We start from the raw sequence: 13,298 nt of genomic DNA, 5'->3' as shown, positions 1-13,298 counted from the left end.
GCCCCCTGCAAGCCGTCGCCGACGCATTCCTTTTCGATTAGTACGCGATCCTGTCGCCTTCTCTGCGGCGCGGCCTCATTAAGCCAAAAGCTTAATTTCCCCCCTCCATAAATGATTACGTCATTCCTATATGAATCTGACTGAACTCAAGCAAAAGCCGATTACCGACCTGCTCCAATTGGCCGAAGAAATGGGCATAGAAAATATGGCCCGTTCGCGCAAGCAGGACGTGATTTTCTCCCTGCTCAAGAAGCACGCGAAAAGCGGCGAGGAAATCTCCGGTGATGGCGTGCTGGAGATTCTCCAGGACGGCTTCGGCTTCCTCCGCTCTGCAGACGCTTCCTATCTCGCCGGCCCAGACGATATCTACGTCTCGCCGAGCCAGATCCGTCGCTTCAACTTGCGCACCGGTGACACCATCGTTGGCAAGATCCGCCCTCCGAAGGAAGGCGAGCGGTATTTCGCCCTGCTCAAGGTCGACACGATCAACTTCGATCGTCCAGAGAACGCGAAAAACAAGATTCTCTTCGAGAACCTGACCCCGCTGTTCCCGACCGTGCGCATGAAGATGGAAGCCGGTAACGGTTCCACCGAAGACTTGACCGGTCGTGTGATCGACCTGTGCGCCCCGATCGGCAAAGGCCAGCGTGGCCTGATCGTCGCACCGCCGAAAGCCGGTAAGACCATCATGCTGCAGAACATCGCAGCGAACATCGCGCGTAACAATCCTGAAGTTCACCTGATCGTATTGCTGATCGATGAGCGTCCGGAAGAAGTGACCGAAATGCAGCGCACCGTGCGCGGCGAAGTGGTTGCCTCGACGTTCGATGAGCCGCCAACCCGCCACGTGCAGGTTGCCGAAATGGTGATCGAGAAGGCCAAGCGCCTGGTCGAACACAAGAAGGACGTGGTGATCCTGCTCGACTCCATCACCCGTCTGGCCCGTGCCTACAACACCGTGATCCCGAGCTCCGGCAAGGTATTGACCGGTGGTGTCGATGCTCACGCCCTGGAGAAACCGAAGCGTTTCTTCGGCGCTGCGCGGAACATCGAAGAAGGCGGCTCGCTGACCATTATCGCCACCGCACTGGTTGAAACCGGTTCGAAGATGGACGAAGTGATCTACGAAGAGTTCAAGGGTACCGGCAACATGGAACTGCCGTTGGACCGTCGCATCGCGGAAAAACGCGTGTTCCCGGCGATCAACATCAACCGTTCCGGCACTCGCCGCGAAGAGTTGCTGACCGCCGACGACGAACTGCAGCGCATGTGGATCCTGCGCAAGCTGCTGCACCCGATGGATGAAGTTGCAGCCATCGAGTTCCTGATCGACAAGCTGAAAACCACCAAGACCAACGACGAGTTCTTCCTGTCGATGAAGCGTAAGTAATACGACGTTTGAGGTCCGAAAAAATGGCGCCCTCAGGGGCGCCATTTTTTTTCGCCTGCTTTTTAAGCGCCGTTGGCACCCAAATGCACCGCGATAAGCTGCCAGCCAGCTTCAGAGCAGGTAGGATGTACGCCTATTTTACGGGTGGCATGGTTAATGAAATTCAAGGATCTTCGGGATTTCGTGCAGCAACTTGAGCAGCGCGGAGAGTTGAAACGTATCCAGGTGCCGGTTTCCCCGGTGCTGGAAATGACTGAGATTTGCGACCGTACCCTGCGCAACAAGGGCCCGGCGCTGCTGTTCGAAAACCCGACCGGCTTTGATATTCCGGTGCTCGGCAACCTGTTCGGCACGCCCGATCGCGTGGCGTTCGGCATGGGCGCCGAGTCGGTCAGCGAACTGCGCGAGATCGGCAAGTTGCTGGCCTTCCTCAAGGAACCCGAGCCGCCCAAGGGCTTGAAGGACGCCTGGTCGAAGCTGCCGATCTTCCGCAAGATCATTGCCATGGCCCCCAAGGTGGTCAAGGACGCGGTGTGCCAGGAAGTGGTCATCGAAGGCGATGACGTCGATCTGGCCATGCTCCCGGTGCAGACCTGCTGGCCTGGCGACGTTGGCCCGCTGATTACCTGGGGCCTGACCGTCACCAAAGGGCCGAACAAGGACCGCCAAAACCTCGGTATCTACCGCCAGCAAGTGATCGGCCGCAACAAGGTGATCATGCGTTGGCTGAGCCACCGTGGCGGTGCCCTGGACTTCCGTGAGTGGTGTGAAAAACACCCCGGCCAGCCGTTTCCGGTCTCCGTAGCCCTGGGCGCCGACCCCGCCACGATCCTTGGCGCGGTGACCCCGGTGCCGGACAGCCTGTCCGAATACGCCTTCGCTGGCCTGCTGCGTGGCAACCGTACCGAGTTGGTGAAGTGCCGTGGCAACGACCTGCAAGTGCCGGCCACCGCTGAAATCATCCTCGAAGGCGTGATTCACCCTGGCGAGATGGCGGACGAAGGCCCCTACGGCGACCACACCGGCTACTACAACGAAGTCGACAGCTTCCCGGTGTTCACCGTCGAGCGCATCACCCACCGGATCAAGCCGATCTACCACAGCACCTACACCGGCCGGCCGCCGGATGAGCCGGCCATTCTTGGCGTGGCGCTCAACGAAGTGTTCGTGCCGATCCTGCAAAAGCAATTCCCGGAAATCACCGACTTCTACCTGCCGCCCGAGGGTTGCTCGTACCGCATGGCCATCGTGACCATGAAGAAGTCGTATCCGGGCCATGCCAAGCGCGTCATGCTCGGTGTGTGGTCGTTTTTGCGACAGTTCATGTACACCAAGTTCGTTATTGTCACCGACGACGACATCAACGCCCGCGACTGGAACGACGTGATCTGGGCCATCACCACGCGCATGGACCCCAAGCGCGATACGGTGATGATCGACAACACGCCGATCGACTACCTCGACTTCGCGTCGCCGGTATCGGGCCTGGGCTCCAAGATGGGCCTGGACGCCACCCACAAATGGCCGGGTGAAACCACCCGCGAGTGGGGCCGGGTGATCGTCAAGGATGAAGCCGTGACCGCGCGCGTCGACGCGATGTGGAAAGAATTGGGAATAGATTGATGCGTGTAACCCTGCAACCTTCCGGCGCTGTGCTGGAGCTGGTCCCTGGCGAACGAATCCTCGAAGGCGCACGTCGCCTGGGCTATGAATGCCCCCAGGCTTGCCGTAACGGCGTGTGCCACGTATGTGCCGCGCTGCTGGTGGAAGGCCGGGTGCAGCAAGCCGGTGAGGTGCGTGACCACGGTGAGTTCTACACCTGCATCGCCGAACCGCTGGAAGATTGCGTTGTGTTGTGGGATGGCGTGCTGGCGCCGGGAGAGTTGCCGTTGCGCAAGTTGTCGTGCCAATTGAGTGAGTGCGTGGACGTCGGTGGTGACGTGTGGCGCGTGCGTCTGCGTGCGCCGGCCGGCAAGGCGGTGCGTTACCACGCCGGGCAGTACCTGATGATCGAGCGGGAAAACGGCGAGAAATCGGCGTTCTCCCTGGCCTCGGCGCCCCATGCCGGACGTGAGCTGGAACTGCACGTGCTGGTCCGCGAGGACAGTGCGCGCAACCTGCTGGAGCAACTGCAACGTAACCAGATGGCACGTATCGAGCTGCCATTTGGCGATACCCACCTGGCCGAGCTGCCGGACGGGCCGCTGGTGTTGATCGCCGCCGGTACCGGCATGGCGCAGATGCACAGCCTGATCGAGCATTGCCGCGCCACCGGCTTCAAGCACCCGGTGCACCTGTACTGGGGCGTGCGTCGCCCGGAAGACTTCTACGATATCGAGCACTGGGACCAGTGGCTGCAACTGCCCAACCTGTTCCTGCACAAAGTCGTCAGTGACCTGTGCGGTTGGGAAGGGCGCTGCGGGTTGCTCCATGAAGCGGTGTGTGAAGACATCACCGACCTCAAGGCCGTGCACGTCTACGCCAGCGGCTCACCGGCGATGATCTACGGCACGCTGGATGCGCTGGTCGACGCCGGCATGGATGCGCACCAGATGCGCGCCGACGTATTCGCCTACGCGCCGCGCTAACGGCGTGGTGTAGTGAGCGGGCTTGCCCCGCGCTGGGCTGCGCAGCAGCCCCAATCCAGACATTGCGCTTTTTCAGCGAGACCTCATTGGCAGGTTTTGGGGCCGCTTCGCAACCCAGCTTTGGGCAAGCTCGCTCACCACAAAAAGCCCTTCCGAGCACAACAGCCCAGTCGCAACGTGCCAGTTAGAAGCGCACGCCGGTCGTCACCATCGCCGCATTGAACCCCAACAACACCAACTCCGCCGCTACCGGCCCGTAATGGGTGCCTACCGACGGAATGATCACTGGCGCCACGCCGAAACGGTTCAAGGGGATCTTGTCGCGGTACTGGCCGCGATAGCCTTGGAGCGCCCCGCCCGTGACCTTCAGGTACACCGGATAGTCGGTCATGTCATAGCGCTTGCCCGCATAGGCGTAGTACGAGCGCTGGCGGAACGAGTTGCGAAAGGTCGCCCCGCCATACACCCACCCCGATGCTTCATTGCGCTCCAGGCCGATCAGGTCTTGGTTGTTGTTGTGGTCCTTATCCGGCGCGAAGTGTCGGGTATAGACGCTGGTCTGCGCGTACCAGAAGCCCTTGTCGTCTTCGGCAACCGGCGATTCGCCAGCCAGCGCAGTGGTGGCCTGGGCCAGCAACAACAGGCCAGGCAGTCGGAGTTTTTTCATGGGTGCGACCTCGGTAGTCGGTTTGATAGGCGGCTAAGTGGGTCGTGATGTGCGGGCTATTTTGACGGTTTGGCGCGTGCCCAGGCTGAACCGGGGCTGAAAGCCGCGGGGTTGTTGCGGATAATCCTGACGGACGGGGTGCCGGGCTTATGCATTCGCTTATTCTTTAAAGGTATTTAATTTGTTACATGAATATCTTTAAGCTATATCGCTACGGACTACCGACTTTCTGCCAGTAACCAACAACTGACCGCCACCGCCCGCCAGCCGGATCGATCGTACGCACTCAGCGCATTGACCTGCTGAGTCTTGATTCCAAGGGGAGCGGTATGGGGAGTTACAAGAAACACGCGTTGTACTCAGCGATTTTGTCGGCCAATTTGCTGACCGCTGTGAGCTTCAATCCAGCCGTTGCGGCCGAAACGTCCGCCACCGATGCACCCAAACTCGACACTGTGATCGTCACCGGCACCCGCGCTCAAGAGCGTACGGCCAGTGCTTCGCTGTCGCCTATCGATGTGATCTCCGGCGACAGCCTGCGCAGCACTGGTTCCGATGAGCTGGGCGCCGTGTTGGCGCGCCTGATCCCGTCGATCAATTTCCCGCGTCCAAGCCTGGTGGACGGTGCGGAGTTGGTACGCCCTGCGCAGTTGCGCGGCCTGTCGCCGGATCAAGTGCTGGTGCTGGTCAACGGCAAGCGCCGCCATACCAGCGCCTTCGTCAACCTAGGCGGTGCCGTGGGCCGTGGCTCGGCGCCGGCGGACCTGAATGCGATCCCGCTGTCGGCGGTGGACCATATCGAAGTGCTGCGCGACGGTGCTTCGGCGCGCTACGGCTCGGATGCGATTGCCGGGGTGATCAACGTGATCCTCAAGCACGCCGACCAGGGCGGTTCGATCTCGACCAAGTTCGGTGAGTACAAAAAGGGGGACGGTATCCAGCGCAATGTCAGTGGCAACACCGGCCTGGCCTTGGGTGACAACGGCTTTATCAACCTGTCGGCCGAAGGCGCCGACAACGAATACACCAACCGCGCCGGGAATGATTACCGCCCGGCCAGCATCGGTTCTACCACGTACGGCCAGCGTGTTTTTCGTCAGGGTGAGCCGGCCACCAATGAAGGCAAATTCCAGTTCAACTCCGAATATTCCTTCAACGATTCGGCCGAGTTCTACACCTTCGGTGGCTACAGCAAACGGCGCGGCGAGACGGCGGCGTTTTACCGGGCGAGCAATGCGTCCAACAATATTGCTGCACTCAACCCCAATGGTTACTTGCCGCTGATCAAGGGCAACCTTGAAGACACTTCGCTGGTGGTGGGCTTGCGCGGGCTGCTGGCCGACGACTGGCATTACGACTTGTCGGCCAACTACGGCAAGAACCAGTACACACTCAGCACCGAAACCATCAACACCGCCCTCGGCCTGGCCACGCCGCGCAAGTTCGATAATGGCACCCTGAGCAACGACCAGAAGCAGGTCAGCCTGGACCTGTCCCGTGAATTTGACGTGGGTTGGCTGCCATACCCGGTTTCCGTAGCGTTTGGCGGCGAATACCTGCATCAGGGCTATGAAATCGAAGCGGGTGAGCCGGCGTCCTACTACCAGAGCGGCAGCTCGGGCCTGGCAGGGTTCCGTGAAGCGGATGCGGGCACCAGCTCACGCCATAACTGGGCGCAGTACCTGGACCTGGAAACCAATTTCACCGAAAAACTCAGCGCCTCGGCGGCCGTACGGCATGAGGACTACAGTGACTTCGGCTCCAATGTCAGCGGCGCGCTGTCGGCCCGTTATGATTTCACCCCGCAAGTGGCCTTGCGCGGCAGTATTTCCAACGGTTTCCGTGCGCCTTCCCTGGCCCAGCAAAACTTTGCCTACACCTCGTCGCAACTGATCGGCAGCACCATCCAGGAAGCCGGCACCTTCCCGGCCAACAGCCAAGTGGCGCGCTTGCTCGGCGCCGAAGACCTCAAGGCCGAGAAGTCACGCAACTACAGCCTTGGCCTGGTGCTGGAGCCGGCCGATGACCTGACGGTGACGGTGGACGTGTACCGCATCGACATTCGTGACCGTATCAGCCTGTCGTCCAACCTCGGCATCAACGCGGCGACGCGCGCCTACCTGCAAGCCAACGGCGTGGGCAATATCGACTACACCACCGCCCGCTACTTCACCAATGCCACCGACACCAGCACCGACGGTGTCGACCTGGTGGCCAACTATCGCTACCAGTTCGACAGCGGCATCCGCTGGAACAGCACCGTGGGCTACAACTACAACCACACCAAAGTCACCGACGTGAAACCCAACCCGGCGATCCTCGACAGCCTGGGCGCGAACCTGGTGCGGGTGGACCGCCGCGAACGCATTGGTTTGCTCGGTGATACCACCCCTCAGCACAAGTTGAGCCTGGGCAACGACTTCACGTTTGGCAATTGGGCGCTGCATAGCAATTTGGTGCGCTATGGTGAATTCACCAGCTACCAGGCGGACAAGGTCAATGACCAGACCTTCAAGGCAGCCTGGGTGCTGGACCTGTCGGCGGACTACAAGCTGAAGAGCTGGACCTTCACCGTGGGCGGCGACAACGTCACCGACAAATACCCGGAGAAGCTCAATGCCTTCGCCAGCAGCGGCGGCAACCTCGCCTATAGCACTTATTCGCCGTACGGTTACAGCGGCGCGTTTTATTACGGTAAAGTTGCTTACAACTGGTAATACACAGGAGGCGCACCGCTTTTCGCCATGACCGCCATTGAAACCGATCTTTTGCAGTTGGCTTACCCTCCGCGGCTCGATCTGGGGCCGCAACTCACTCACGAACAGTTGATGAGCTCGATGCAGGCCACCATGGGTCGGCACAAGGGTGGGCCGGTCTGGCTATTTGCGTATGGTTCGCTGATCTGGCGCCCTGAGTGTTCGTCGACCGAGCGTGTGCGGGCGCGGGTCCACGGTTATCACCGGGGCCTGTACCTGTGGTCTCACGAGCATCGGGGCACACCCGAAACGCCGGGCTTGGTGTTTGGGCTCGATCGTGGTGGCTCTTGCAGCGGGTTTGCCTACCGCTTGCCGGAAGACCAACTCGAGGCCTCGTTGTATGCCCTGTGGCAGCGCGAGATGCCTTACCCCTCGTACAAACCGCATTGGCTCAGCTGCCGTCTGGAAGATGGCAGTCAGGTGCAGGCGTTGGGGTTTGTCCTGGAGCGGCACTTGCCCAGCTATGCGGGCAACTTGCCGGATATCGTGCTCAACCATGTGCTGCAAAGCGCTTGCGGGCGTTACGGCACCACGCGCGATTATGTCGAGCAGACCGTGAACGCCCTGCGCAGCCACGCCATGCCAGATAGGAATCTGGAGGCGCGGCTCAAGCGTTGTGCAAAGGGCTGCCCAGGCGATTAACGCGCCGAGCTGACGCTGTTGGTGTGCCACAGCGTTGGGATCAGGAACGCGATGGCCAGCAGGCACGCGCCGATCAGCAGTACGAAACCGCCGTCCCAGCCGAAATGGTCCACCGTGTAGCCCATGGCCGCACTCGCCGCCACCGAGCCACCCAGGTAGCCGAACAGGCCCGTGAAGCCCGCAGCCGTACCGGCGGCTTTCTTCGGGGCCAGTTCCAGCGCTTGCAGGCCGATCAGCATCACCGGGCCGTAGATCAGAAAGCCGATGGAGAACAGCGCGATCATATCGACCATCGGGTTGCCCGGCGGGTTGAGCCAGTACACCAGCGTTGCCACGGTCACCAGCGCCATGAACACTACGCCGGTCAGGCCACGGTTGCCCCGGAAAATCTTGTCCGACATCCAACCGCACAGCAGCGTGCCGGGGATGCCCGCCCACTCGTAGAAGAAGTACGCCCACGAGGTTTTATCCACGTCGAAGTGCTTGGCTTCCTTCAGGTACGTCGGTGCCCAGTCCAGCACGCCGTAGCGCAGCAGGTAGACGAACACGTTGGCGAAGGCGATGTACCACAGCATTTTGTTGCGCAGCACGTACTTGACGAAGATTTCCTTGGCGCTGAATTCTTCTTCATGGCTGGCGTCGTAGCCTTCCGGGTAGTCGTTCTTGTATTGCTCGATGGGCGGCAGGCCTACCGATTGCGGGGTGTCGCGCATGGTGATGAAGGCAAACACCGCAACCGCCAGGGCCACAGTCGCCGGTACGTAGAAGGCTGCGTGCCAGTCGTTGAACCAGGCCATGCCCAGCAGGAACAGCGGGCCGATCAGGCCGCCGCCGACGTTGTGCGCCACGTTCCACACCGAAACCACGCCGCCGCGCTCTTTCTGCGACCACCAGTGCACCATGGTCCGCCCACTTGGCGGCCAGCCCATGCCCTGGGCCCAGCCGTTGATGAACAGCAAAATGAACATCATGGTCACGCTGGACGTTGCCCAAGGTGCGAAACCGAAAATGAACATCACACCCGCCGACACCAGCAGGCCGAAGGGCAGGAAGTAGCGCGGGTTGGAACGGTCGGATACCAGGCCCATGAGGAACTTGGACAGGCCGTAGGCAATCGCGATGGCCGACATCGCCAGGCCCAACTGGCCACGGGTGTAACCCTCGTCGATCAGGTACGGCATGGCCAGGGAGAAGTTTTTGCGCAGCAGGTAGTAGCCGGCGTAGCCAAAGAAAATACCAGCGAAGATCTGCCAGCGCAGTCGTCGGTAGGTGCTGTCTATTTTTTCTTCAGGCAGGGGCGCCTGGTGCGCGGCAGGACGAAAGAAAGCAAACATTCAAGAGCTCCAGATTTCTTGTTTTGACTGCGGATGCGAATGTTACAGTTTCGTTACCGAAAATAGCATCGCCACTTGGCGGCAAACACAGGAAATGAGAGCAAGTGCATGTTCTCTTACGAACATGTCGCGAATAGATAAGTGGTGGTCGCAAACAGTTTCTGAGGCGAGTAGAGATCCAAATGTGGGAGGGGGCTTGCCCCCGATAGCGGTGCTTCAGTCAACAGATGTATCACCTGACCCACTGCCATCGGGGGCAAGCCCCCTTCCACATTTGATTGCATTTGAGGTCGGTTAGCGGGTTTGGACGACCACCTTGCCGACAGCCTTGCGCTGCCCCAGATCATTGATCGCCTGGGCGGCCTGTTCGAGCGGATATACCTGGGACACCAGCGGCTTTAGCTTGCCCTCGCCATACCAGGTGAACAGTTGCTGGAAGTTCGCCGCATTATCTTGCGGCTGGCGCTGGGCAAACGAGCCCCAGAACACCCCGACCACCGCCGCGCCCTTGAGCAGCGCCAGGTTCACCGGCAACTCTGGAATGCGCCCGCTGGCAAAGCCCACTACCAGCAAACGCCCGTTCCAGGCGATGGCGCGGATGGCCTGGTCGAACAGGTCACCGCCCACCGGGTCGTAGATCACATCGGCGCCGTTGCCGTCGGTGAGGCGCTTGATCTCGTCTTTCAGGCTGGTTTCGCTGTAGTTGATCAGCTCATCGGCGCCGGCGGCCTTGGCCACGGCGAGTTTGTCGGCACTGCTCGCGGCGGCGATCACGCGGGCGCCCATGGCCTTGCCGATCTCCACCGCCGCCAGGCCCACCCCACCCGAGGCGCCGAGCACCAGCAGGGTTTCGCCAGGTTGCAGGTTGGCCCGTTGTTTCAGTGCGTGCATCGACGTGCCGTAGGTCATGCTGAAGGCGGCGGCGGTGTTGAAGTCCATGCTCGGCGGGATCGGCAGCACGTTGTAGCCCGGCACCGCGACCTGCTCGGCAAAACTGCCCCAGCCAGTGAGCGCCATGACGCGGTCACCGACTTTGAGGTGGCTGACTTTTTCGCCCACTTCGCTGACCACGCCCGACGCCTCGCCACCCGGCGAAAACGGGAAGGGCGGCTTGAACTGGTACTTGCCCTCGATGATCAAGGTGTCCGGGAAGTTCACCCCTGCCGCGTGCACGTCCAGCAGGATTTCGTTCTTCTTGATCGCCGGGCTGGCGATTTCTTCCAGCACCAGGGTTTCGGCGGGGCCGAAGGCTTTGCACAGCACAGCTTTCATCGGGCTATTCCTTTTGGTGTCGTGGCCGATAAGTGTAGGAGGGCAGGCCCGTGGGTCAACGAGCATGCCCAGCCCTGATAAGTCGCCATAAGCTTGTGCTCAGCCCTGCTAGCGTTATGCTACCCGGCACCGAATGTGAGGAATGAACTGTGAAAGCGTGGATCCTGTTGATGCTGGCCCTGACCTTGCCGATGGCAGCCCAGGCCGAAGAGGCGAAAGAAGGCGAGGCGCCGAAGGTCAGCTATATCAGCCTGAGCCCGCCGTTTGTGGGTAACTATGGGCTCGATGGCACGGCGAAACTCAAGGTGTTCAAGGCCGACATCGCCCTGCGTGTGACCGGCACCGAAGCGGCAGCGGCGGTCAAAGCCAACGACGCGTTGATCCGTAACCAGTTGGTGGCGCTGTTCACCCAGCAAACCAACGAGGCCATGAGCACCGTCGAAGGCAAGGAAAAACTGCGCCAGGAAGCCCTGAAACAAACCCAGCAAGTGATGAACGACGAGACCGGCAAGCCGGTGGTGGAAGACCTGTTGTTCAACAACCTGATCATTCAGTAACCTTCGGCGTCACCCCCCAGATCTTCAGCAAGGCAGCGCTGAAGGACGGCTCCAGCACGCGGTTGCCGTGGCCGCTGAGGTGGTTGGAGTCGAAGAACAGCGGCTTGTCGTTTGTGTCATAGGCCGAGCAGACCGGGCCGGGGCACAGCAGCGGTAGCGGGTCCCAGACATGCAATGCCTGATAGCGGGCTTGCAACTGCTCCAGCAGCTGCATTTGGGGCGCGCGCAGGCGATTGAGCTGGTAGCGCGCCATCGTCAGGCCCGGCGCGCAGACGGGGTTGGTGCGGTTGAACCCGTCCGAACAGCGATTGGGGGCTGCTTTGAACAGCGGTTTGGGCGCGTCGATCAAAATGTTGAGCCCTGCTTTTTGCAAGCGGCTCAACAGCGTGTCGGCGGCGACGCGTGCGGCGGCGAGCTGCTCGGCCGTCAGTTCGGCCAACGCCTCATCGATCATGGGCGCCTCACCTTCGCGCCACTCGCGCCCGGCCAACTCCGGCATGCGCAGCGAGGCCAGAAATACAACATCGCCCGGTCGGGCACGCGCCTCGATTTCCTGGAACTGGGCTTCGCGAGACGCGGCGCAGCGTGCAGGGTCCGGCCCGATAAGGCTGACGACGCTGCAACCGCCTTGCTCGTATTCCACCACCGTGACACCCAGTTTCAGCGAAACCTGTTTGAGCAGTGTGCGGTAGGCCGCGGTATGGGAATCGCCGATCACGAACAGCTGTCGCTGCGCCAGGCGTGGGTCGTCGAGGGGGGTGAAGTCTTCCTGGGGGTAATGCCTGTAGGCGTACCACGTGTAGGTATCGCGGGTCTGGCTGAGTGACAGGGCGGTCGGGTTAAGCGACAACCACTGCGCGCCCAGCCACAGCAGGCCGGTGATGCCCAAGCCGGCTGCAAACGTAAGGCCCGCCTTGCGTTGCACTGCCGACTTGCCGCTGCGTATCGGCGTTTCGATCCAGTGGTAGGACGCCGCTGCGAGGGCGATCACCAGCCAGGGGTACAGCAATTGCACCGCCAGCAGTTCCAGGCCGACGGTCCAGCGCAAAAAGACCGCGACCGGCCAGTGCCACAGGTAGAGCGAATAGGACAGGCGGCCGATATACGTCGCCAGCGGGTGCTGCAACAGGCGTTGCAGCGCATCGGGTGGGCTGGCGCCCCGCAGCACGATCCCGGCGATCATCAGCAGCGAGCCAGCCACAGTGACCATCGCCCAGGGAAAGGGGAACCGCCTGGGTTCGGCGAACAGAAAACCGATAATCACCAGAGCGAGGCCGACGGCCAACAGGCTCGGTGCCTGACGGTTGAGCGTGGGTGTTACTCCACGTGTCCCGATGACCTGGAACAGGATTGCACCGGCCGCCAGCTCCCAGAAACGTCCGGGCAACGAGTAAAACGCTGACAGCGGTGCGTGGGTGACCTGATAAGCGCCGACCAGCAGTGACGCGAAGGCCATTGACGGCAGCAGCGCCCACGTCAATGCAGACCGTTGGCGGTAGCGCAGCCATGCAAAGAACAGGGCCGGGAAGATCACGTAGAACTGTTCTTCAACCCCCAAAGACCACGTATGCAGATAGGGGTTGAGTTCGGCGCTGGGTGAAAAATAAGTGTCGGTGTTCCACGCCAGGACCACATTGCTCAGGCCAAAGAATGCGGCGAGGCCGGTGGTGTTGATCAGTTCACTGAGCCAGAACTGTGGCAGGAACATCGCGCTGAGCACGAAGCTCACACACAGCATGGTCAGCAGCGCGGGCAGGATGCGCAGCAGGCGGCGCCGGTAGAAGTCCGCCAGGTAGCGGCCGAAGCTCAGGTCGCGGCGCTCCCACAGCGACTGGCTGATCACATACCCGGAAACCACGAAGAACATGTCCACGCCGGTGAAGCCGCCGGGCAGCAGGCTGAACACATCCAAGTGGAAGACGATGACCGCGAGCACGGCGATGGCACGCAAGCCGTCGATGGCCGGTTTGTAAGTGCAGGTGGGCTGGGACACGCGGGCTTCCTCGCGAACGGGCAAAGTCCGGATTTTGCCCAAGCCGGCCCAGCACGACGACTGGCCGTTCGGACAGGTATGAGTCAGGGTGTTTCCCGA

The 13,298-nt window shown here is 61.1% G+C and carries 10 protein-coding genes; 6 read left to right on the top strand and 4 right to left on the bottom strand.

All coding sequences use genetic code 11. From position 1 onward, the window contains the following. Positions 1 to 130 precede the first annotated feature (130 nt). The 3 genes from rho to PspS35_RS28640 all read left to right on the top strand — a co-directional run bounded on the left by rho (position 131) and on the right by PspS35_RS28640 (position 3,978). Complete coding sequence (gene rho / locus PspS35_RS28650; protein WP_003176825.1) at positions 131 to 1,390, top strand: transcription termination factor Rho; 1,260 nt, start codon at positions 131 to 133, stop codon at positions 1,388 to 1,390. A 156-nt stretch (positions 1,391 to 1,546) separates the two neighbouring features. Further along, positions 1,547 to 3,013 carry a 4-hydroxy-3-polyprenylbenzoate decarboxylase gene (gene ubiD / locus PspS35_RS28645; protein ID WP_038444369.1) on the top strand — a complete coding sequence of 489 codons (1,467 nt, stop codon included), beginning with the start codon at positions 1,547 to 1,549 and terminating at the stop codon, positions 3,011 to 3,013. Beyond that, complete coding sequence (locus PspS35_RS28640) at positions 3,013 to 3,978, top strand: CDP-6-deoxy-delta-3,4-glucoseen reductase (protein WP_159937748.1); 966 nt, start codon at positions 3,013 to 3,015, stop codon at positions 3,976 to 3,978. The genes ubiD and PspS35_RS28640 overlap by 1 nt, the downstream gene beginning before the upstream one ends. A 184-nt stretch (positions 3,979 to 4,162) precedes the next feature. On the opposite strand, the gene PspS35_RS28635 is transcribed toward PspS35_RS28640, so the two are convergent. Then, positions 4,163 to 4,645 (bottom strand): sn-glycerol-3-phosphate transporter, encoded by a 483-nt coding sequence (locus tag PspS35_RS28635; RefSeq protein WP_159937747.1) that lies wholly within the window; start codon positions 4,643 to 4,645, stop codon positions 4,163 to 4,165. Between the two features lie 329 nt (positions 4,646 to 4,974). Between PspS35_RS28635 and PspS35_RS28630 the strand changes: the two genes are divergently transcribed. Beyond that, positions 4,975 to 7,362, top strand: a complete 2,388-nt coding sequence (locus tag PspS35_RS28630; protein WP_159937746.1) for a TonB-dependent receptor — start codon at positions 4,975 to 4,977, stop codon at positions 7,360 to 7,362. Between the two features lie 27 nt (positions 7,363 to 7,389). Continuing rightward, positions 7,390 to 8,043 carry a gamma-glutamylcyclotransferase gene (locus PspS35_RS28625; RefSeq protein ID WP_159937745.1) on the top strand — a complete coding sequence of 218 codons (654 nt, stop codon included), beginning with the start codon at positions 7,390 to 7,392 and terminating at the stop codon, positions 8,041 to 8,043. Here PspS35_RS28625 and glpT read toward each other — a convergent pair. Together glpT and PspS35_RS28615 are read right to left on the bottom strand one after the other, a co-directional pair. Beyond that, positions 8,040 to 9,377: a glycerol-3-phosphate transporter gene (glpT, locus tag PspS35_RS28620; RefSeq protein WP_159937744.1), complete on the bottom strand. Its 1,338-nt coding sequence runs from the start codon at positions 9,375 to 9,377 to the stop codon at positions 8,040 to 8,042. The two genes, PspS35_RS28625 and glpT, sit on opposite strands and share 4 nt — an antisense overlap. Positions 9,378 to 9,671: 294 nt before the next feature. Then, positions 9,672 to 10,649, bottom strand: a complete 978-nt coding sequence (locus tag PspS35_RS28615) for an NADPH:quinone oxidoreductase family protein (RefSeq protein WP_159937743.1) — start codon at positions 10,647 to 10,649, stop codon at positions 9,672 to 9,674. 149 nt (positions 10,650 to 10,798) lie between these two features. Between PspS35_RS28615 and PspS35_RS28610 the strand changes: the two genes are divergently transcribed. Further along, positions 10,799 to 11,206 (top strand): flagellar basal body-associated protein FliL, encoded by a 408-nt coding sequence (locus PspS35_RS28610; protein ID WP_032884296.1) that lies wholly within the window; start codon positions 10,799 to 10,801, stop codon positions 11,204 to 11,206. Here PspS35_RS28610 and PspS35_RS28605 read toward each other — a convergent pair. Beyond that, the gene (locus PspS35_RS28605; RefSeq protein ID WP_159937742.1) at positions 11,196 to 13,199 is read right to left on the bottom strand and encodes an acyltransferase family protein; all 2,004 of its coding nucleotides are present in this window, start codon (positions 13,197 to 13,199) and stop codon (positions 11,196 to 11,198) included. The two genes, PspS35_RS28610 and PspS35_RS28605, sit on opposite strands and share 11 nt — an antisense overlap. Positions 13,200 to 13,298 lie beyond the last annotated feature (99 nt).

The organism is Pseudomonas sp. S35, from assembly GCF_009866765.1.
Taxonomy (GTDB): Bacteria; Pseudomonadota; Gammaproteobacteria; order Pseudomonadales; family Pseudomonadaceae; genus Aquipseudomonas.
Note: the sequence above shows the minus strand (reverse complement) of the source record. Positions and strands in the feature narration are given on the sequence as shown.

Bases quoted from the DNA above. Each gene is read 5' to 3' on its own strand.
- rho (WP_003176825.1), top strand. From the start codon at position 131: ATGAATCTGACTGAACTCAAGCAAAAGCCGATTACCGACCTGCTCCAA.
- ubiD (WP_038444369.1), top strand. From the start codon at position 1,547: ATGAAATTCAAGGATCTTCGGGATTTCGTGCAGCAACTTGAGCAGCGC.
- PspS35_RS28640 (WP_159937748.1), top strand. From the start codon at position 3,013: ATGCGTGTAACCCTGCAACCTTCCGGCGCTGTGCTGGAGCTGGTCCCT.
- PspS35_RS28635 (WP_159937747.1), bottom strand. From the start codon at position 4,645: ATGAAAAAACTCCGACTGCCTGGCCTGTTGTTGCTGGCCCAGGCCACC.
- PspS35_RS28630 (WP_159937746.1), top strand. From the start codon at position 4,975: ATGGGGAGTTACAAGAAACACGCGTTGTACTCAGCGATTTTGTCGGCC.
- PspS35_RS28625 (WP_159937745.1), top strand. From the start codon at position 7,390: ATGACCGCCATTGAAACCGATCTTTTGCAGTTGGCTTACCCTCCGCGG.
- glpT (WP_159937744.1), bottom strand. From the start codon at position 9,377: ATGTTTGCTTTCTTTCGTCCTGCCGCGCACCAGGCGCCCCTGCCTGAA.
- PspS35_RS28615 (WP_159937743.1), bottom strand. From the start codon at position 10,649: ATGAAAGCTGTGCTGTGCAAAGCCTTCGGCCCCGCCGAAACCCTGGTG.